Origin of the sequence: Xanthomonas sp. NCPPB 1062 (genome assembly GCF_041481705.2) — a bacterium.
Lineage (GTDB): Bacteria > Pseudomonadota > Gammaproteobacteria > Xanthomonadales > Xanthomonadaceae > Xanthomonas > Xanthomonas euvesicatoria.
In genome coordinates this window covers 100,636-120,978 of record NZ_CM192987.1, presented here as the reverse complement: position 1 = coordinate 120,978, position 20,343 = coordinate 100,636, and the positions used below count along the sequence as shown (strand labels likewise).

Here is a 20,343-nt window from a genome sequence, read left to right as displayed (position 1 = left end):
CGCTGCAGCGCGTCATCGGCCTGACGTCGATGGCACTGCAGCAGAATGGCGTATGCCGCGCCGTTTCGTCTGGCCGCCGGCTTGCCGCATCTGTCGCAACGCAGGTTCGCCAGTGAGGCACTGACACACTGAACATCGGCGAGGAGAGCAAGGCGTGTAGCGCACGCGGCAAGCACGTCGAGTCAATCAACGCAACGCGGGCGGTGACACGACTGCCAGGCTTGTGCATTCACCGAGCTGACGCTGCCAACCGCGCTAAGGTTTGCCAGTTACCGTCACACCGTGCTCTGCTGCCGTGCCGATGGCCATGGATTGCTCCGGTGGCACTTGGCAGTCGGTTGCCGTTTGTAGCCGGTAAGAGCGCAGCTGCCATGCGGCACTCCGACCGGACTGCTCCCAGGAATAGACCCAACGATGGCGTTGGCCGGCAGTACAGGCGTCGATCGTGATTTCGTCGCGCGGCTGGCCGCGTGCGGGCAGCGGCGCGGCGTTGCTGATGTCATCGGCGCGCGTATTCAACGGACGATCGAAGATGGCGGTGCTGATGCGCACCGCGCCCAGCGCTGCGGCATCGGCCGGCGGCGGCGTTTGCCTGGGCTGCGTCCCCAGCCTGGATTGCTGCTGCAACCACGCGTGGATTTGTGCAATGGCCGGGGTGCCGGCCGGATAGTCGCGCACGATGCGCATATCCACGTGGTCTGCCCACGCGGCGTTGCAGACCAGCAGGCCGGCCGCCATCGCCGCCACCATGACCGTTCGCTTGCAGACCATCATCGTTGCGCTCCATGCCGTGAATGCGTGGCAGAGGCTAGCATGCCGATCTGACGGTGCCTGGCTCGGCGCCGACTTGCTCGGACTCGCGCAGGAGGCTGTCTACCAGAGCGCAACGCGCTGCGAGCACGCACAGGCAGCAGCGCAACCTTCAGTCTCGCCATCGGCTAGTCCCATCGGCACGGCGCAATAGCGCACTAGCCGGCCGCGGTACTTCCTCTCGCACGCCATTGACGCACTGCCGCAAGCACGCGCTTGCCGTCGGTCGCGCTGCTGTCGCGTGCAGCGTAGTCGTGTGGCCGGGCTTGAACGTGGGCCGCCAACGTTGCGCAGGCGGCATGCTGGCCTGCCAGCACGGCGGCACGCTCGGTGGCGTCCAACAGCAGCAGGATCGAAAAGCCGGCGGCCGAGATCGCGCAGTTGATATCCAGCCAAGAGCGATCGCCCTCGGAGAGAAGGAACCAGTCGGCGGGGGCGTGGTCGATGACGATCATGCTGGTGCGGTATAGCGTGGGGAACGGTCTGATCGGGACAGGCTCGTCGCGCCCGGGGGCGCTCCTACGAGGCCACGGTGCGTGGTGGTGTGCGGTGCGTGGAATGTTTCTCAGCCGCCGAAATCCCACTGCAATCCCACCGTGTAGGTGCGGTCCGGGCCGGGCTCGTAGTAGCGGCCGTTGCCATCGTTGACGATGACCGAGCCCACGTACTGCCGGTCCAGCACATTGTCGATGCGTGCGAAGGCGCGCAATGCGCCCTGCGTGGTGGTCCAGCGCCGGGAGGCTTCCAGGTTCACCAAGGCGTAGCCGGGTGCACGTTCGGTGGCCAGGTCGTTGACCACGGTGGCGCCGGAGGCCACCGATTCGGCAGCCAACTGCCATTGCGCCGGCTGCCATTGCCAGCGCGCAAACAGTTGCTGGCGCGGCACGCCCGGCAGGCGCGAACCACTGGCCACCAGTGCGGTGGGCGTGGCGCAGCCGCTGCTGGCACAGGTGAGGTAGCCGTCGCGCACGGTGGCATCGACGAAGGTATAGGCCAGCTGCAGCTGCTGGGCGGCACCGATCAGCTGTTGCCAGCTGAGCTCCGCGCCCTGGCGCCGGGTGGCGCCGATGTTGCGATAGGTGCTGCGCCCGTTGGTATTGCTGGCCACCGCCAGCTCGTCGTCGGTATCGGCACGGAAGACCGCAAATTCCAGCGCTGCACCGCTTTGCGCGCGCCACTTGCTGCCCACTTCGTAGTTGCGGCTGGTGGCCGCGCCCAGGTCCAGCGCCAGGCCGGCGCCGCCATCGCTGCGGTACCCCAGTTCGTTGAAGGTGGGCGTTTCGAAACCGCGCCCGACCGACGCGTAAAACCGCAGATCCTCGTCGGCGCGGAACACAATGCCGGCCACCGGCGTGGTCGCCGAATAAGCGCGCTTGCCGCTGTCGTCGGGATTGCGGCCAACGATGTAGTGGTCGTCCGATTCAAAGCGCACGTCGCTATGGCGCACGCCCAGCAGCGCCGACCAGCGCTCGCTCCACTGCCACCACAGCTGCGCGAACTGGTCCACGTTCTGGACCTCATCGCGCTGGTTGCGGCGCAATGCGCCCTTGATGCCGAGTGTGTCGCCGACGAAATTCTCGTAACCGGTGCGGTGCTGGCGCTGGCGGTCGACATTGGTGCCAACGGTCAGCTGCAGCGGCCGGCCCAGCGCTTCGCTCTGCCAGGCCCAGCGCGCATCGGCCCCTTCGTAATTGCTGTCCAGATCGATCACCCCGCCCGAATGCAGCGGATTGCGCTGCACCGCCACCGGAATGGCCAGGAACTGCTCCACGCTGCGCTGGCCGCCATAGGCCATCAGGCGCAGCGTCTGGTTATCCAATTGCTGGGTGAAAATGGCGCCTGCCTGCGACTGGCGCACCGACTTGCGGGTATCGAACTGGGTGGCCACCGACGTGGCCTGTGCCGGGTCGGCAGTGAACTGGGCGCGGGTCAGACCGAGCGGGTCCTGGGCATCGGGTGCGTCCAGATAGTTGAGCACCAGGTCCAGCCGGCGGCCCTCGGCCAGATCGAAGCCGAGCTTGGCGTTGACCGAGTCGCGCCTGGCGCGGCTATGCGCACGGAAGCCATCGGTGTCGAAACGATTAGCCGCCACGTTGTAGTGCACCGCGCCCTGCTGGCCGAGCAATTGCGCACCGACGTTAACGGTGGCGTTGCTGCCATAGGTGGCGCGCAGACGCCACGGGTCGTCCGGCTGGCCATCGGCGCTCCACAGCTGCAGCACGCCGCCGGAAGAGTTGCCGTACAGCGCCGAAAACGGCCCGCGCAGCACTTCCACCCGTTGCGCGCCCAGCACGTTGAAGTGCGACAGCTGGCCCTGGCCGTCGGGCATGCTGGCCGGGATGCCGTCCACCAACAGCCGCACGCCGCGCACGCCGAAGGTGGAGCGCGCGCCGAAGCCGCGGATCGACAGCTGGGTGTCCTGCGCGTAGTTCTGGCGGTCGCGCGCCACCAGCCCGGGGATGCCGTCCAGCAGCTCGGACACCTGCGCGCCACGGCGGTTGTCGTCATCGGCCGCCACCACGGTGAACGAGGCCGGCAGGTCGAAGTCGTCCACCCCGCGCACGCGCGCTGCGTCCACCTGCACGGCGGGCAGGCGCTGGATCGGCGTGGAGGAGGCGGGCGGCACCGGATCGGTGGCCAGGACGGGCGATGTGGCGCCCGTGGCGAACAGGCCGCAGGCGGCGGCCAACAAGGTGAGTCTGGACATGCAGGTAGTGTCCCTCATCCGTACTGGCAGTGCATTGTTGCGTACGGAACGAAGCATGCTACGCCGGCCATGGGCTGCTACGATGAAGTGGTTTGGCCCAGCAGCGGTCAACGATCCGGAAGTACCCCACTCTTTCGTCCTTCAGCGAGTCATGCCGTGTCCTTCTTTGCAAACGTGGAACAGGTTCCAGGCGACCCCATCCTGGGCCTGACCGAGGCCTACAACGCCGACAGCCGCCCCAACAAGGTCAACCTGGGCGTGGGCATCTATTACGACGAAAACGGACGCATCCCGCTGTTGCGCGCCGTGCACAAGATCGAGCAGCAGCTCGCGCAGGACGCCAAACCGCGCGGTTACCTGCCCATCGACGGCCTGGCCGCGTACGACAAGGCCACCCAGGAGCTGCTGTTCGGCGCCGACTCTGCGCTGGTGACCTCCGGCCGCGTGGCGACCTCGCAGACCGTCGGCGGCAGCGGTGCATTGCGCGTGGGCGCGGACCTGCTCAAGAAGCTACTGCCCACCGCCACCATCGCCATCAGCAACCCCAGCTGGGAAAACCATCGCGCGGTGTTCGGCGCGGCCGGCTTCGAGGTTGTCGATTACACCTATTTCGATGCCGCCAGCCATGGCCTGAACTTCGACGGCATGCTCGCCGACCTGGCCAAGCTGGAGCCGGGCACCGTGGTGCTGCTGCACGCCTGCTGCCACAACCCCACCGGCGCAGACCTGAGCCGCGAACAGTGGAAGCAGGTGGCGGGGCTGTTGAAGGAACGCAACCTGTTCCCGTTCGTCGACATCGCCTACCAGGGCTTCGACCAGGGCATCGAGGCCGATGCCTATGCGGTGCGCCTGCTGGCTGCCGAAGGCATCGACAGCTACGTGGTCGCCAGCTCCTACTCCAAGTCGTTCTCGCTGTATGGCGAGCGCGTGGGCGCGCTGTCGGTGGTCTCGGCCACCGCCGCCGAAGCCAAGGCCGTGCAGTCGCAGGTCAAGCGCATCATCCGCACGATCTACTCCAGCCCGTCCACGCACGGCGCCGCGCTGGTGGCCGGCGTGCTGACCAGCCCGGAGCTGCGCGATCTGTGGGAGCAGGAACTGACCGAAATGCGCGAGCGCATCCATTCCCTGCGCGCTGGGCTGGTGGAAAAACTCGCCACGCTGGGCGCGCCGGAGTTCGACTTCATCCAGCGCCAGGCCGGCATGTTCTCGTACTCGGGCCTGACCCGGACCCAGGTAGACCGCCTGCGCGACGAGTTCGCGATCTACGCCGTCGGCACCGGCCGCATCTGCGTGGCCGCACTGAGCCAGCGCAACCTGGACTACGTGGCCCAGGCCGTGGCCACTGTCAGCCGGGTGTAATGCAGCGCGGAGCGCCATCGGCGACAGCGGCTGAAGTCATAAGCCGGGAGCGCGCAAGCCTCCCGGCTTTTTCGTGCTTGCTGCTGCTCCCTCGCCCCGACGACGCACGGCGTGCTGGATGCGGTAGCGCGGGACACCCCCCGCTTATCACACGCCATCCGCACATATTCGATCACCGGCGATGCAAACCGCGCATCAAGTGATCGAAATCTAACGCGGCAATGGCGACAATGGCGGCCCACTTCCTACACAGGCTGCCCGTTCCCATGTCGCGTCCCTCGCTGACCCGCTTCCTGATCGAAGAGCAACACGCCGGCCGTATCGATGCGGAATTGCGCCAGCTGATCACCATCGTCTCGCGCGCCTGCAAGCGCATTTCCATCGCCGTGAGCAAGGGCGCCCTGGGCGGCGTGCTCGGCGATGCCGGCACCGGCAACGTACAGGGCGAAGCACAGAAAAAGCTCGATGTGCTCAGCAACGACATCCTGCTCGAAGCCAACGCCTGGGGCGGCCATCTGGCCGCGTGCGCGTCCGAAGAAATGGACCACAGCCAGCCGGTGCCCGACCAATACCCCAGCGGCGATTTCCTGCTGTTGTTCGATCCTTTGGACGGCAGTTCCAACATCGACGTCAATGTCTCGGTCGGCACCATCTTCTCGGTGCTGCGCGCACCCAAGGGCACCGAAAAGCCGGGCGATGAGCACTTCCTGCAGCCGGGCACCCAACAGGTCGCCGCCGGCTACTGTATCTACGGCCCCAGCACCATGCTGGTGCTCACGCTGGGCCACGGTACCCACGCCTTCACCCTGGAGCGTGAAGAAGGCAGCTTCCTGCTGACCCAGGCCAACATGCGCGTGCCCGAAGACACCGCCGAATACGCCATCAACATGTCCAACCAGCGCCACTGGGAACCGGCGATGCAGGCCTACGTGGGCGACCTGCTGGCCGGCAAGGACGGCGCACGCGGCAAGGATTTCAACATGCGCTGGATCGCCAGCATGGTGGCCGACGTGCACCGCATCCTCACCCGCGGCGGCATCTTCATCTACCCCTGGGACAAGAAGGATCCGGGCAAGCCGGGCAAGCTGCGCCTGATGTACGAAGCCAACCCGATGAGCATGCTGGTGGAACAGGCCGGCGGCGCCGCCACCACCGGACGCGAACGCATTCTGGACATCCAGCCGACACAACTGCACCAGCGCGTACCGGTGTTCCTGGGCTCGAAGAACGAAGTGGCCGAAGCGACGCGATATCACCTGGATGCCGATAAGGCGTAAGGCAGCGGGTGCAGCGTGCAAGGCACGCAAACTGGATTCCACAAGACACCCGCCTAGTGCGGGTGTCTTGGTTCATGGCGCCCGCTGATTGCAGCGCTCATTAGACGATGGCAAACGAGGGCCGCCGGCGCGACATGTCTTCATGGGTCGTCATTTGACTCCACGTGTGGCAGCAGTGAGTATCGCCCTCGGGCCGGAGCCGGAGTGGGACGGTCTACGCGAAGTCGATTCCAATCGCACTGCCTTGCACCAGTCGGCCGACTGACCGCAAGGATCACGTCTGGATCAGGGAGTTCTCATGAAGACCGCACGCGTTGCACTGGTGGCTGCCGTCCTGTTGCAGGCCACCCCCGCCTTCTCCGCGTCAACCACGCCATCGCCACTGGTCGGAACCTGGCTGCTGGACACCAGCAGCCTGCCGATGCCGGAAGCTGTACGCCCCAAACGTGTCGTCCTGCAGTTCAAGCAGGTTCCGGGTAACAAATGGGCAACCACTGCCGAAATCGTCGAACACGATGACACGAAGTTGCAGGCGCAATCCACGCTACTGCTGGACGGCACACCGGGTCAGGCGTCGGGCACCTACCTGGTGGACCGTGCCGCGGTCAAAATGCCCGAGCCCGGCGTGTTGGTGATGCAGTTGATGTATCAAGGCGTGCCGGCCTCCACCCGCACCTATACGGTCAGTGCCGACGGCAAGGTCATGACCGAAATCGAAGCGTATTTCAAGGACGGCAACCCGATGATGCGCACGGCCTATTTCAAGCGCGCGGCAAGTCAGTCCAAGTAAGCACAATCGAGCCGACGCCGCATCGCGGCGCGGCGCGGCTCGATTTACTTGAGGAGCAACGGCAATTTGAAGGCAGGGAGCCCGTATGCGACATCTTTTGCCGATCGATATTCCAGCCACATTAGGGCGCAGCACGTCGGTCGAGCAATTTCTCGGAAAAAGCCCAGTCGATGCAGCATACGTTCGCCATGTCGAGCTACGGCCGGCAAACGATTGCATCGAGGTATGGATGTATGACGTCGAGGACGTTGGCAGCGAAGACTATTCGGATCTGCATGACTTCGCATATTTCGAGCCAGACGGGCCTTGTGCCCCTGCCGCCATCTTTGCGGACGCTGCCGCTGCCGTGACGTATGCCAGCACATTCCTGGCGGCGGACCCTACTCGCTGGACCAAGCTCGGGATTGCCGAGTCCGAATACCTTGACTACATTCGGGCAGGGCGGCCTTCCCGCTGGCCGGTTGCCATCTGACCCTTCATCTCGATGCCGACCAGCAAGTGATTGGGTTCAACCGCCGGCAATCGCCCCAAGTTGCCGGTGTGGCAACGCAAATCGCCCCGATACCGTGGTTGAGCCAACCAGAGCATCCATGACCGAGATCAAATTCAGCGAAGGCGAGCGGGCGGCAATCACGCGCAAGATCCAGCTGTATTTCACCGAGGAACTGAAGCAGCAGATAGGACGCTTCGATGCGGAGTTTCTGCTGGATTTCTTCGCCGAAGAGGTGGGAGCTTATTTCTACAATCGGGGTATCTGCGATGCGCAGGCCATCGTTGCCAAGAAGCTGGACGACTTGGGCGAATCGATATTCCAGCTGGAACGACCCACCGATTTCATAAGGTAGGACCCTCTCCGGTTCACGCGCATGCGCTAGCGTTTCCTCTTGAACGACAGGTAGGGAAGACTGCAATGACTTTAGCGAGTGCCCGCTTCCTGCTCGTGATCGCCGGCGTGGTGCTGCCGTATGCGGCACGCCTGCCATTCGGACTGGGGTGGTTGCGCCAGTACACGGATGTCGGCCTCGGTGGTTGGCTGTTGTTGGGTGGATTCAATGCGATCGCCTGGGGTGCGCTGCTGTGCATCAGCTTTTTGTACCGGCGGCCGATTGCATTGTTGGTGCCGTGCCTGCTTGGCTTTGGTGTGCTCGCCTGGGCGCATGCAACCCTCGATTTACGCGCCGATGCACAGTCGGCATTGGCGCTGATCTTCATTCCGATTTACGCGTTGCTGCCGATCACATTGGGCGGCGTACTCGGCTATGTACTGGACCGAAAGCTCCGCCGTAGCGGGACGCCCTGAGACTGCGCTGAAGTGCCGGCTTCAACATCCCGTCCGACACTGTCCGGTAGTGCGCCTGCGCCCAGATGCAGTGCAGTGCAGTGCAGTGCAGTGCAGTGATTCGAGGGTGTCGTCGAATTTCCCTGCGTACGATAGACAGCGCACGCCCCGCTGGAGCGCTGGTACATCCGCAGCCGAGTCAAGGTTGCGTCGTCGCGGCCCACCGCCATGCGCACGATTCACGCTTGCTCGCGTTCGCTTATGCGGGCCACGTTCGGTTTGCATTGCAGGGAACTGTTTGGATCGAACACCGCTAGCACTTGACCAAATCGGTGTACGCGGTAACGCTCGGATGCCGGTGTGCGCCTCTCGCGCTGCACGCATCGATTGGAGAGACCGCACGTGGACCGTCGTACCTTCCTCACCCTGTCCGGCATCGGCGCCGCCGAGCTGCTACTCCCCAACACGCGGCTAATCGCCGCCGAGCAGCTGCTTGCCCCAGTGGATGCAGCACGCAACCGGCGCCTTTCAGATGCCGCACTCACCACCGCCAAGGCTGCCGGTGCCAGCTATTGCGACGTGCGCGTGGGGCGTTATCTGCGCCAGTTCGTGATCACCCGCGAGGCGCAGGTGGAAAACGTGGTCAATGCCGAATCCATCGGGGTGGGCGTGCGCGTGCTGGCCGATGGCGCCTGGGGGTTTGCGGCCACCAACACATTGACCAGCGATGGCGTGGCCACCGCCACGCGGCAGGCGTTGGCCATTGCCAAGGCGAATGCGCGCTTGGGCGGCACGCCGGTGCAGCTGGCGCCGGTGACGCCGGCCGGACAGGTCAGCTGGAAGACGCCGATCAGGAAGAACGCCATGGAAGTGCCGCTGCAGGACAAGGTGGCGCTGCTGATGGACGTCAATGCAGCTGCGCTCAATGCCGGGGCCACCTTCGTGGCCTCGCGCATGTTTGCGATCAATGAGCAAAAGTATTTCGCCAGCAGCGATGGCTCCTACATCGATCAGGACGTGCACCGGTTGTGGCTGCCCTTCACCGTCACTGCAGTGGACAAGGCCAGCGGCAAGTTCCGCACCCGCGATGGGCTGTCCTCGCCCATGGGCATGGGCTACGAATATCTGGATGGCGATGCCGGCCAGAAGCACCAGCTGCCAGGCGGGCTGATCGGTTACGGGCACAGCTACGATGCGCGCGAAGATGCGATCGCCGCGGCCAGGCAGGCGCGCGCCAAACTCACCGCGCCGTCGGTGAAGGCAGGCAAGTACGATCTGGTGATCGACCCGAGCAATCTGTTCCTCACCATCCATGAGTCGGTCGGGCACCCGCTGGAGCTCGATCGCGTGCTGGGTTACGAGGCCAACTACGCCGGCACCAGTTTCGCCACCCTGGACAAGCGCGATGCAGGTTACCGCTGGGGCAGCGATGCGGTGACCTTCGTCGCCGACAAGACCCAGCCGGGCAGCCTGGGTGCGGTGGGGTACGACGATGAGGGCGTCAAGACCAAACAATGGGAGCTGGTGAAGGACGGCATCCTGGTCGACTACCAATGCACGCGCGATCAGGCGCACCTGCTCGGCAAGACTGCGTCCGATGGCTGTAGCTACGCCGATTCGTGGTCGAACGTGCAATTCCAGCGCATGCCCAATGTGTCGTTGGCGCCAGGCAGGACGCCGTTGGCGGTTGCCGACATGATCAGGAACGTGGAGCACGGCTTGTACATCCATGGGCGCGGTTCGTATTCGATCGACCAGCAGCGCTACAACGCGCAGTTCGGCGGGCAGCTGTTCTACGAGATCGAAAACGGCCAGGTCACCCGCTTGGTGGAAGACGGCGCCTACCAGATCCGCACGCCGGAATTCTGGAATGCCTGCAGTGCCGTGTGCGACGAGCGCGACTTCCGCCTGGGTGGCTCGTTCTTCGATGGCAAGGGCCAGCCGAGCCAGGTCTCGGCGGTGTCGCATGGCGCGTCCACCGCGCGCTTCGATGGCATCAACGTGATCAATACCGCGCGTTCGTTGGGTTGAGGGTTGGTGGATCGACTGCGTGGTGATTGAGTTGTCTGCGTTGGCTCAGCACATTTAGGCACTGAGATTGTGTTTGTTGCGGTCGCTTAACTATCTTCAAGCTTGGTCAGTCGAGCGCGCGGTGCCCTCACCGCTCGCGGGACACGCCGTGAACCCGTCCATGGGGGCTCGATGGCGGCATCCATGCCGCCAACGGTCCCGCAATCGGCGAGGACACCGCACCAGAAAGTCCGCTGGTTGCTTGTTGAAGAACAGAGAGCACCGCGCGAGACCATTGCTGTTTGCTCGCTGAAAACTTTGCACACCGACCAACTTGACTGGTCCTTGCCTGCTCACCGTCGCGGGACCCTTGGCGGCATGGATGCCGCCACGGAGCTTACAGGGACGTACTTGCAGCGTGTCCTGCGATGGTGGGCGGGCAAGGACCCTGCAGTGAGCGCGCAGAGCATGCGCTCTGCACCTGATTTAAGGAATGGATCTGCGCATCCAACGTACAGCGATAGTCATCGCACACCGCCAGCCGCGCTCGCCATCCACTCGATGCACGCCGGTTGTGCCACGCCATCGGCCTGCGCACAACGTTTGCACACGCACCCCTGCCGAAAGTCATTTGACGCAGCATTCATCGCCCGGCAAGAATCGGCCGATACCGCGCGCAGAGCCATGTGCGTGTCACCACACCACCTGCGCGCCGCGCGGGACTATTGGGGAGTTGCCCGTGCAGCGACGTGATTTCCTGGCCCTCACCGGGCTGACCATGGGCGGGCTGATCGTGCCTGCCTACTTCGGCAAGGCCATTGCCGCCGAGCAGTTGCTCACGCCCTTCGATGTGGGCCGCAAGAAGCGTCTGGCCGATGCCGGCTTGAACGCGGCGCGCCAGGCCGGAGCGAGCTATTGCGATGTGCGCATCGGCCGCTACCTGCGCCAGTTCGTGATCACCCGCGAAGACAAGGTGCAGAACGTGGTCAACACCGAGTCCATCGGCGCCGGCATCCGCGTCATCGTGGGCGGCGCGTGGGGCTTTGCCGCCACCAACGAGCTCACCGAGCAGGGCGTGGCCAAGGCCGCCGCGCAGGCGGCGGCGATCGCCAAGGCCAATGCCAAGGTGCAGGGCACGCCGGTGCAACTGGCGCCGACGCCGGGCGTGGGCGAGGTGAGCTGGAAGACGCCGATCAAGAAAAACGCCATGGAAGTGCCGATCAAGGACAAGGTGGACCTGCTGCTCGGCGTCAATGCCGCCGCCACTGCGGCCGGGGCCAATTTCGTCAACTCGATGCTGTTCGTGGTCAACGAGCAGAAGTATTTCGCCAGCACCGACGGCTCCTACATCGACCAGGACGTGCACCGCATCTGGGCGCCGATGAGCGTGACGGCCATCGACAAGGCCAGCGGCAAGTTCCGCACCCGCGACGGGTTGTCCGCGCCGATGGGGCTGGGCTATGAATATCTCGATGGCGCCGCCTCCGGCAAGTTCGTCTCGCCCAACGGCGTGGTCAATTACGGCCTGTCCTACGACATGAAGGAAGATGCGATTGCGGCAGCCAAGCAGGCGCAGGAGAAGCTCAAGGCGCCGTCGGTCAAGCCGGGCAAGTACGACCTGGTGCTGGATCCCTCGCACACCTGGCTCACCATCCACGAATCGGTGGGCCACCCGCTGGAACTGGACCGCGTGCTTGGCTACGAAGCCAATTACGCCGGCACCAGTTTCGCCACGCTGGACAAGCTCAAGGCCGGTTTCCAGTACGGCAGCGACAAGGTGCATATCCTCGCCGACAAGACGCAGGCAGGTAGCCTCGGCGCGGTGGGCTACGACGATGAAGGCGTCAAGACCAAGCAGTGGGACCTGATCCGCGACGGCAAGCTGGTGGACTACCAGGCCATCCGCGATCAGGCGCATATCCTGGGCAAGACCGCCTCCGATGGCTGCTGCTATGCAGATTCGTGGTCGAGCGTGCAGTTCCAGCGCATGGCCAATGTGTCGCTGGCCGCCGGCAAGACGCCGCTGAGCGTGAGCGATCTGATCAAGAACGTGGAAAACGGCATCTACATCATCGGCGATGGCTCGTTCTCCATCGACCAGCAGCGTTACAACGCGCAGTTCGGTGGCCAGCTGTTCTACGAAATCAAGAACGGCGCCATCACCCGCATGCTCGAAGACGTGGCCTACCAGATCCGCACCCCAGAGTTCTGGAATGCCTGCAGCGCCGTGGCCGACCAGCGCGACTACCGCCTGGGCGGCTCGTTCTTCGACGGCAAGGGCCAGCCGAGCCAGGTCTCGGCGGTCTCGCACGGTTCGTCCACCGCCCGCTTCGATGGCATCAATGTCATCAGCACCGCCCGCTCGCTCGGCTGACAGGAGAAACCCACATGAGCATCCTTACCGAAGCGCAGGCCAAGGCCATCCTGGACAAGGTCATCAAGCTGTCCAAGGCCGACGAGTGCACCGCCACGCTCACCGGCTCGATCGACGGCAATATCCGTTTTGCGCTCAACAACGTGTCCACCAGCGGCATCGTCGACAACACCGACCTGCAGGTGCAGGTGGCGTTCGGCAAGCGCGTGGGCGTTGCCACCATCAACGCGTTCGACGACGCCTCGCTGGAGCGCGTGGTGCGCCGTGCCGAAGACCTCGCACGGCTGGCGCCGGAAAACCCGGAATTCATGCCGGCGGTCGACAAGCAGACCTACAGGCCCAGCCCGACCTTCAGCGAATCCACGGCAGCGGTCGATCCGGCGTTCCGCGCGCAGGTGGCGGCCGACTCGATCGCCCCATGCAAGGGCAAGGGGCTGATCGCCGCAGGCTTCCTCGAAGACGGCCAGAGCTTTACCGCATTCGCCAACAGCAAGGGCAACTTCGGCTATCAGCGCGGTGCGCGCTTCGACTACACCTGCACCGTGCGCACCGAAGATGGTCGCGGCTCGGGCTGGGTGGGCCGCAATCTGAAGGATGCCGCCGACTTCAAGGCCGAGCAGGACATCCGCATCGCGATGCGCAAGGCCAGCGATTCGGCCGAAGCCAAGGCGCTGGAGCCGGGCAAATACACGGTGATCCTGGAGCCGGCGGCGGCCGCAGGCCTGATCTCGTTCATGATGAATTTCTTCGATGCGCGCATGGCCGATGAGGGGCGCAGCTTCCTGTCCAAGAAAGGTGGCGGCAACAAGCTCGGCGAACAGGTCTACGACCCGCGCGTGAACATCACCGCCGACCCGTGGGACCCGCGTGCGGCAGTGATGCCGTGGGACGAGGAAGGCCTGCCGCGCGAGAAGATGTCCATCGTGGAAAACGGCAAGATCGCCAACCTGCAGTATTCGCGCTTCTGGGCGCAGAAAAACGGCAAGCGTGCGGTCGGCGAGCCAGGCAACCTGCTGATGGCCGGCGGCGACAAGAACATCGCCGAGCTGGTGCGTGGTACCGAGAAGGGCATCCTGGTCACGCGCACCTGGTACATCCGCATGGTCGACCCGCAGACCGTGCTGCTGACCGGGCTCACCCGCGACGGCACGTTCTACATCGAGAACGGCCAGATCAAATACCCGGTGAAGAATTTCCGCTTCAACGAATCGCCGGTGATCATGCTCAATAACATCGATGAGTTGGGCAAGCCGGTGCGCGTGGCTGGCGATGAATCCAACTTCGTGATGATGATTCCGCCGATGCGGCTGCGGGACTTTACGTTTACTTCGTTGTCGGATGCGGTGTGAGTAGGAGCCGGGAATCGGGAGTCGGGATTCGAGAATGGGAGAGCACAGCAGGCTCTCTGCATCCTGATACTTTTCCTGCACCTTCCGTTTCCGGTCTACGTCACTTGGCGGCGCCTGCGACGCGCCGCCACTTTCTCGGCCTGTTGCTCGGTAGCGTCGCTGCGTTGGCGCTGCCGCAGCGCGTGCGGGCGGCCGGCAATTACGATTTCTGGTTCACCCGGTTGCGCTACGACTCCGGCGATTGGGATGTGGACGCGCGCATGCCGTCCAATCTGATCACCTCGCTGATCGACTACACCCAGCTGCGGGTGGACCCGCAGGAACATGTGCTGGATCTGGCCGATCCGCGCATGTTGCAGGCGCCGTTCTGCTATCTGTCCGGTCACAAGCTGGTGGAGTTCAACCCGGCCGAGCGGCGCAACTTCGAGCGCTATGTGCGTAACGGCGGCTTCGTGTTCGTGGACGATTGCAACCACGATATCGATGGTTTGTTCGCCACCTCGTTCGAAGCGCAGATGACCTCGATCTTCGGCAAGACGGCGTTGCAGAAACTGCCCAAGAACCATCGACTCTACAGCGCCTTCTTCACCTTCCCCGACGGCCCGCCGGCCACCGGTTTCGAACTCAATGGCTGGGGCGACGACCTGGTGCACGACTATCTCAAAGGCATCAGCATCGATGGCCGGCTCGGGGTGCTCTACAGCAACAAGGATTACGGTTGCGAATGGGATTACGACTGGCGCAACAAGCGTTTTCTGGCCGAAGACAACACCAAGTTCGGCGTCAATATCGTGATGTATGCATTGACCAATTGATCGCCGCAGGGTGCTCGCCATGGCGAACCAGGCTTGCGCAATCAAGAATCACCGCTGAGGCCTCGCGCGCAAGCGCGCCGCGCATCAGCAACCATCCAACGAGAGTTCCCGCATGACCTCCCCCAACGACGACATCCTCACCGCGCAGCTCTCCCAGCTGGGCACGTTGCGCGCCGCCCTGGCCCGGGCCGTGGTGGGCCAGGACGCGGTGGTGGAGCAATTGCTGATCGGCCTGCTCGCCGGCGGCCATTGCCTGCTGGAAGGCGCGCCGGGCCTGGGCAAGACGCTGCTGGTGCGCTCGCTGGGGCAGGCGCTGGAACTGCAGTTTCGCCGCGTGCAATTCACCCCCGACCTGATGCCTAGCGACATCCTGGGGACCGAGTTGCTGGAAGAAGACCACGGCACCGGGCATCGGCATTTTCGCTTTCAGCAAGGGCCGATCTTTACCAATCTGCTGCTGGCCGACGAACTCAATCGCACCCCGCCCAAGACCCAGGCCGCATTACTGGAAGCGATGAGCGAACGCACGGTGAGTTATGCCGGCACCACCTATGCGCTGCCGGCGCCGTTCTTCGTGCTGGCCACGCAAAACCCGATCGAACAGGCCGGCACCTACCCGTTGCCCGAAGCGCAGCTGGATCGCTTCCTGCTGCATGTGCGGGTGGATTATCCCAGCGAGCAGGAAGAGCGCGACATCCTTAGCCAGACCACCGGCAGCGCAATCGCGCAGGTACCCAAGGTGATGGACGCGGCCAGCGTGCAGGCGCTGCAACAGCATGTGCGGCAGGTGCATGTGGGCGCAGAGTTGCTGACCTGGATCAACCGTCTGGTGCGTGCCAGCCGTCCTGGCCCGCAGGCCAGCGACGAGGTGCGTCAGTGGATCAAGTGGGGCGCCGGCCCGCGCGCCGGGCAGTCGTTGGTGCTGGCGTCCAAGGCGCGCGCACTGCTGCATGGCCGCTTTGCAGCCACCCGCGAAGACGTGGTGGCGCTTGCGGCGCCGGTGATGCGCCACCGCCTGTTGCTCTCGTTCGCGGCCGAGGCCGAACAACGCACAGCCGACGACGTGGTCGCCGCATTGCTGCGCGCCGTGCCATTCCCTACCTGAGGCGTCGCGCGGCGTGAGTGTGGACGTGCCGGCATTGATTCCCAGCGACGTACGCAGCCGCCTGCGTGGCCTGCAGCTGCGTGCGCGTCATGCACAGGGTGCGCACGGCATCGGCCAACATGCCAGCCGTAGCCGCGGCGCTGGATTGGAATTTGCGCAATACCGCGCCTACGAACCGGGCGATGCGCTGCGCCAGATCGACTGGAAACTCTACGCGCGCTCGGACCGCTTCTTCGTGCGCGAAGCCGAGCGCGAAAGCCCGCTCACGCTGTGGTTATTGCTCGACGCCACCGCATCTGCCGGCCAGGCCGATCACGCGCGCCCCGGCAGCACGCGGCTTCAAACAATGGCGATGCTGGCGGCCTGCGCTGCAGAGATCGCGCTGCAGCAGGGCGATCAGGTCGGCCTGTTTGCGGTACACGGCGGCGGGCTGGTGGCAGTGCCGGCCGGTGGCGGTCCGCGGCAGCGCGACCGGCTATGGCTGGCCCTGCATGGACTGCGCGCCGGTGGGCGTTGGCCGGGCATGGCCGCCGTGCGCCCGTTGTGGGAACGCATCGCCACGCATGCGCTGGTGCTGTCGATCGGCGATGGCTTCGACGAAGAACTCAACGCTGCACTGGAAAAACTCGCCGCCGCGCGCCGCGAGGTCATGCAACTGCAGGTGCTGACCTGCGACGAACGCGATTTCGATTTCAGCGGCGGGCACCGGTTTCGCGACCCGGAAACCGGCGAAGAATTGCTGGGCGATGGCGCGGCCATGCGCGCCGATTATCTGCACCGCTTCGGCGCGGCACAGCGCGCGCAGCAGGCGCGCTGGCAGGCCGCCGGCATCACGCACGCAGTGCAGTATCTGGACGCAGCACCCGACGCGGCATTGCGCCGGTTGTTTGGATCCGAAGGTGCGCAGCGATGAGTTGGCCGTTCGGCCGCGACCACGCCGCCAGGCGGGTGCCGCGATGAACCTGCTGTTGCTTTTCCCTGCGGGACTGGCCGCGTTGGCCGCGTTGCTGCTGCCGCTGCTGATCCATCTGGCCCGGCGCAGCGAACACCGGCCGACCGACTTCGCCGCGTTGCGCTGGTTGCGTGCGCTGCCGCGCCCACGCCACCGCGTGCGTCTGGACGAATGGCCGCTGCTGCTGGCGCGCTTGTTGCTGCTGGTTGCGGTGGCGCTGCTGCTGGCCGAACCGGCCGTGCGCGATCATGACGATGCACGCCCACGCATTGCGCTCAGCCCGGGAGTCGATGTGGCCGCCGCACGCCAGCTGCGCCACGTCGCGGACGCGCGGTGGGTATGGCTGGCGCCGGGCTTCCCGCCGGTCGATGCAGATGCGGATGCCGATACCCACAAGACACTCGCTAGGCCTGCAGGCGCGACGCAGCCGGTCTCCAGCCTGTTGCGCGAGCTCGATGCCAGCCTGCCGGCGGATGCGGCGCTCAGCGTGATCGTGCCGGCCCAGTGGGGCCCGCTGGATGCGCAACGGCTGCAGTTGTCGCATCAGGTGCGCTGGCAGGTCGTGCCCGGTCAGTCGCCGCTTGCGGCGCCCGTTGCTGCCGCGCCGCTACGACTGCAGGCGATTGCCGACGACAGCACCACGCCGGCCCTGCGCTATCTGCGTGCCGTACATGCCGCCTGGGCGCTGCCGGGCAGCTTGCCGATAAGCACGCCGGCCAACGCGCAGCCTTCGCGCTGGGGTCCCGGCACCGTGGTGGCGTGGCTGTCGCGCAGTGCCCCGCCGGCGCCGGTGATGGCCTGGGTCGCAGCCGGTGGGCAGTTGCTGGTGGATGCGCAGACACCTCTCCCGCCCAACCTCGCCGCGCTGCTGCAGCCCGTGCAACAGACCGCCTCTGGCGCGCCATGGCTCGATACCGCAGCGCTCGGCCGCGGACGCGTGCTGCGCTGGGCCGCACCATTGCAACCGCAGCAACTGCCGGCGCTGCTGGATGCCGACTTCCCCACCCGCCTGCACGACGCCCTGCAACCAGCACCCACACCGCAGCGCGCACTGGCGCAGACCCAGCACCCGCAGCGCGGTGCCGCCGCCCGCCTGACGACCACGCCGCGACCGCTGGCGCCGTGGCTGATCGGCCTGGTGCTGCTGCTGTTTGCGCTCGAACGCTGGCTGGCCACCGCGCTGCGCCGGGCCACTCCCGCATGAGCACGCCGGCACTGCAGCGGGCGTGGCAGGCGGCACGGCGGCGACAGGCCGCAGGCGTGCTGTTGTTCGGGCTGCCGTGGGCAGCGCTGCCGGCGGCGCTGGCGTGGCGCGCCGGTGCGCAGGTCGCCGTCGTGGTGCTGCTGCTTCTGGGCCTGCTGGCAGTGGGCGGCGCGGCGCTGCTGGCCGCGCGGCGTCTCGACCAGGCCTGGCTGATCCGCCGGCTGGACCGCGATGCAGATCTGGAGGACAGCAGCGATTTGCTGTTCGCGCCGATCGCTCAACTCGGTCCGCTGCAGACCCTGCAACGGCAACGGCTGGAGCAGCGCCTGCGCAGCACCCCGCGCGATCTGCGCCCGGCCTGGCCGTGGCGCCGCGCCTGGCCCTGGAGCGTGCTGGGTGTGCTCGCCTGCGGTGCGTTGCTGCTGTGGCCGCAACCGGCCACCCAACGCACCCCGCCAACCGACCGAGTTGCCGCCGCGCGTGCCAGCAGTGGCGCCCCCACGCTGCGTCAGGCGCAGCTACGCAGCAGCCCGCCGGCCTACACCGGTCTGCCGGCCGCGCGCCTGCCCGGCCTGGATGCGAAGGTGCCGGCCGGCACCCGGCTGAACTGGCAACTGCAGGTCAGCCCGGCGCCGCGCAGCGTGGCCCTGCGGCTTACCGACGGCCGCACCGTCGCGCTGGCGCGAGAAGGCAGCAGCGAGACGTGGCAAGGCCATTGGGTCGCCGAGCGCGCCACCCTGTACCGCATCCTCATCGACGGCGCGCCGGCCGACCGCCAGCTGCATCGGCTGGACGTGCTGCCCGACCGCCCACCGCAGGTGCGTGTGCTCGCCCCCGAACAGAGCCTGGTGCTGTGGTCCCCGGCCAACCGCAGCTGGACGCTACGTTTCGAAGCCAGCGACGACTACGCCGTGGCCGCCAGCGCCGAGCTGCGCCTCACCCTGGCCCAGGGCAGCGGCGAAAACATCACCTTCAGCACCCAGCGCCGCACGCTCACCGGCAGCGGCCCGGCCCGGCAACGCGGCTTTGCCACCACTGTGCAGCCACAGGCACTGGGCATGGCCGCGGGCGACGACCTGATTGCCCAGCTCATCGTCCACGACACCCGCCAGCCCGGCCCGCAGGAAGGCCGCAGCGCCAGTGTGATCCTGCGCTGGCCGCCGCCCGAACAGACCATGGCCTCCGGCCTGGAAGCCAGCGTCAAGCAGACCTTGCCGGCCTACTTCCGCAGCCAGCGCCAGATCATCATCGACGCGCAGGCACTGCTGAAGGAGAAACCGCGCCTGGACGCGGCCAGCTTCCTCAAGCGCTCCGATGCCATCGGCGTGGACCAGCGCCTGTTGCGGCTGCGCTATGGCCAATTCCTCGGCGAAGAGAGCGAAGGCGCGCCGCAAGGTCCGCCGACTGCCGACGCGCCACCCACCAGCGACGCCCCGGCCGACGATTTACCCACCGCCGACATGCCCACCGCCGATGCGCCAAGCGCGCCGGCCGCTGCTTCGGACACGCACGCCGCGCATGACCACGACGCTCACGATCACGATCACGACGCCCACGCCAGCGAGCCCGGCGCCGCCGCACTGGACGACCACGACCATGGCGGCAGCGACGGCCGGCCCGAGCGCAGCAGCTTCGGCCAGGCAGAGAACGTGCTGGCCGAATTCGGCCATACCCACGACCACGCCGAAGCCGCCACCCTGCTCGACCCGCAAACCCGCGCCCTTCTGCGCGCCGCGCTGGACCAGATGTGGCAATCCGAAGGCGAGCTGCGCCAGGGCCACCCCGAGCGCGCGCTGCCGTACGCCAACAAGGCGCTGGGCTTCATCAAACAGGTGCAGCAGGCCGAACGCATCTACCTGGCGCGCGTGGGTACGCAGTTGCCGCCGATCGACCCCAGCCGGCGGCTGAGCGGCGATCGCGCCGGCCTGGGCGACCGTGCCGCCGGGTTGGACACCCGCCCGGCCCCGGACCCGTCCGCGCTGCAGCTGTGGGATGCGCTGGGCGAGGCAGCCCCGGTGCCCGACGCCACCCTGGCCCGCTACGCGCAGTGGCTGCAGACCCAGCACGACCGCCTGCACGACCCGCTGGGCCTGGCCGCCGCCGTGGAAACCCTGCGCGCCGAACCCGATTGCGCCCGCTGCCGCACCCAGCTGCGCGTCCAGGTCTGGCGCACCCTGCTCGCCCCGTCGGCAGCACCGCATCGCCGCGCCGCGCCCGACGCTCGGGGCCAGCGCTACCTGGATGCGCTGCGGCAGGAGATGCAGCCGTGAGTCCCGCACTGATCCGCCTGCTCCCGGTGCACCGCTCGATCG

The 20,343-nt window shown here is 66.1% G+C and carries 17 protein-coding genes; 14 read left to right on the top strand and 3 right to left on the bottom strand.

What is annotated here, in order from left to right:
• Positions 1-255 precede the first annotated feature (255 nt).
• The 3 genes from ACCQ16_RS00525 to ACCQ16_RS00515 all read right to left on the bottom strand — a co-directional run bounded on the left by ACCQ16_RS00525 (position 256) and on the right by ACCQ16_RS00515 (position 3,517).
• On the bottom strand, positions 256-774 hold the full coding sequence (locus ACCQ16_RS00525) for a hypothetical protein (RefSeq protein WP_218489511.1): 519 nt from the start codon (positions 772-774) through the stop codon (positions 256-258).
• Positions 775-968: 194 nt separating this feature from the next.
• Positions 969-1,265 carry a hypothetical protein gene (locus ACCQ16_RS00520; RefSeq protein ID WP_031420532.1) on the bottom strand — a complete coding sequence of 99 codons (297 nt, stop codon included), beginning with the start codon at positions 1,263-1,265 and terminating at the stop codon, positions 969-971.
• 110 nt (positions 1,266-1,375) lie between these two features.
• Entirely contained in the window at positions 1,376-3,517 is a 2,142-nt protein-coding gene (locus tag ACCQ16_RS00515) for a TonB-dependent receptor family protein (protein ID WP_277573434.1), read from the bottom strand.
• 156 nt (positions 3,518-3,673) lie between these two features.
• Between ACCQ16_RS00515 and ACCQ16_RS00510 the strand changes: the two genes are divergently transcribed.
• The 14 genes from ACCQ16_RS00510 (at position 3,674) to ACCQ16_RS00445 (ending at position 20,301) form a co-directional block, all read left to right on the top strand.
• Entirely contained in the window at positions 3,674-4,876 is a 1,203-nt protein-coding gene (locus tag ACCQ16_RS00510; protein WP_014088932.1) for an amino acid aminotransferase, read from the top strand.
• A 266-nt stretch (positions 4,877-5,142) separates the two neighbouring features.
• Entirely contained in the window at positions 5,143-6,153 is a 1,011-nt protein-coding gene (locus ACCQ16_RS00505; protein ID WP_008573980.1) for a class 1 fructose-bisphosphatase, read from the top strand.
• A 322-nt stretch (positions 6,154-6,475) separates the two neighbouring features.
• Complete coding sequence (locus tag ACCQ16_RS00500) at positions 6,476-6,943, top strand: hypothetical protein (protein WP_029818163.1); 468 nt, start codon at positions 6,476-6,478, stop codon at positions 6,941-6,943.
• Between the two features lie 85 nt (positions 6,944-7,028).
• The gene (locus tag ACCQ16_RS00495; RefSeq protein ID WP_277573435.1) at positions 7,029-7,415 is read left to right on the top strand and encodes a hypothetical protein; all 387 of its coding nucleotides are present in this window, start codon (positions 7,029-7,031) and stop codon (positions 7,413-7,415) included.
• Between the two features lie 118 nt (positions 7,416-7,533).
• Positions 7,534-7,788, top strand: coding sequence for a DUF2164 domain-containing protein (locus ACCQ16_RS00490; RefSeq protein WP_029818161.1), 255 nt, complete (start codon positions 7,534-7,536; stop codon positions 7,786-7,788).
• A 65-nt stretch (positions 7,789-7,853) separates the two neighbouring features.
• The gene (locus tag ACCQ16_RS00485; RefSeq protein ID WP_011345843.1) at positions 7,854-8,243 is read left to right on the top strand and encodes a hypothetical protein; all 390 of its coding nucleotides are present in this window, start codon (positions 7,854-7,856) and stop codon (positions 8,241-8,243) included.
• Between the two features lie 381 nt (positions 8,244-8,624).
• Positions 8,625-10,253 (top strand): TldD/PmbA family protein, encoded by a 1,629-nt coding sequence (locus ACCQ16_RS00480; RefSeq protein ID WP_372380162.1) that lies wholly within the window; start codon positions 8,625-8,627, stop codon positions 10,251-10,253.
• Positions 10,254-10,971: 718 nt separating this feature from the next.
• Positions 10,972-12,606: a TldD/PmbA family protein gene (locus tag ACCQ16_RS00475; RefSeq protein ID WP_057678686.1), complete on the top strand. Its 1,635-nt coding sequence runs from the start codon at positions 10,972-10,974 to the stop codon at positions 12,604-12,606.
• Between the two features lie 14 nt (positions 12,607-12,620).
• Positions 12,621-13,955: a TldD/PmbA family protein gene (locus ACCQ16_RS00470; RefSeq protein ID WP_008573991.1), complete on the top strand. Its 1,335-nt coding sequence runs from the start codon at positions 12,621-12,623 to the stop codon at positions 13,953-13,955.
• Positions 13,952-14,770: a DUF4159 domain-containing protein gene (locus ACCQ16_RS00465; protein WP_011345840.1), complete on the top strand. Its 819-nt coding sequence runs from the start codon at positions 13,952-13,954 to the stop codon at positions 14,768-14,770. Before ACCQ16_RS00470 ends, ACCQ16_RS00465 begins: the two co-directional genes overlap by 4 nt.
• A 112-nt stretch (positions 14,771-14,882) precedes the next feature.
• Positions 14,883-15,875, top strand: a complete 993-nt coding sequence (locus ACCQ16_RS00460) for an AAA family ATPase (protein WP_029818155.1) — start codon at positions 14,883-14,885, stop codon at positions 15,873-15,875.
• Positions 15,876-15,888: 13 nt separating this feature from the next.
• Positions 15,889-16,788 (top strand): DUF58 domain-containing protein, encoded by a 900-nt coding sequence (locus tag ACCQ16_RS00455; RefSeq protein WP_136733078.1) that lies wholly within the window; start codon positions 15,889-15,891, stop codon positions 16,786-16,788.
• Positions 16,789-16,831: 43 nt separating this feature from the next.
• A complete protein-coding gene (locus ACCQ16_RS00450) occupies positions 16,832-18,031 on the top strand; it encodes a BatA domain-containing protein (RefSeq protein WP_277573436.1) in 1,200 nt (399 codons plus the stop codon).
• Complete coding sequence (locus ACCQ16_RS00445; RefSeq protein ID WP_277573437.1) at positions 18,028-20,301, top strand: DUF4175 domain-containing protein; 2,274 nt, start codon at positions 18,028-18,030, stop codon at positions 20,299-20,301. Before ACCQ16_RS00450 ends, ACCQ16_RS00445 begins: the two co-directional genes overlap by 4 nt.
• Positions 20,302-20,343 lie beyond the last annotated feature (42 nt).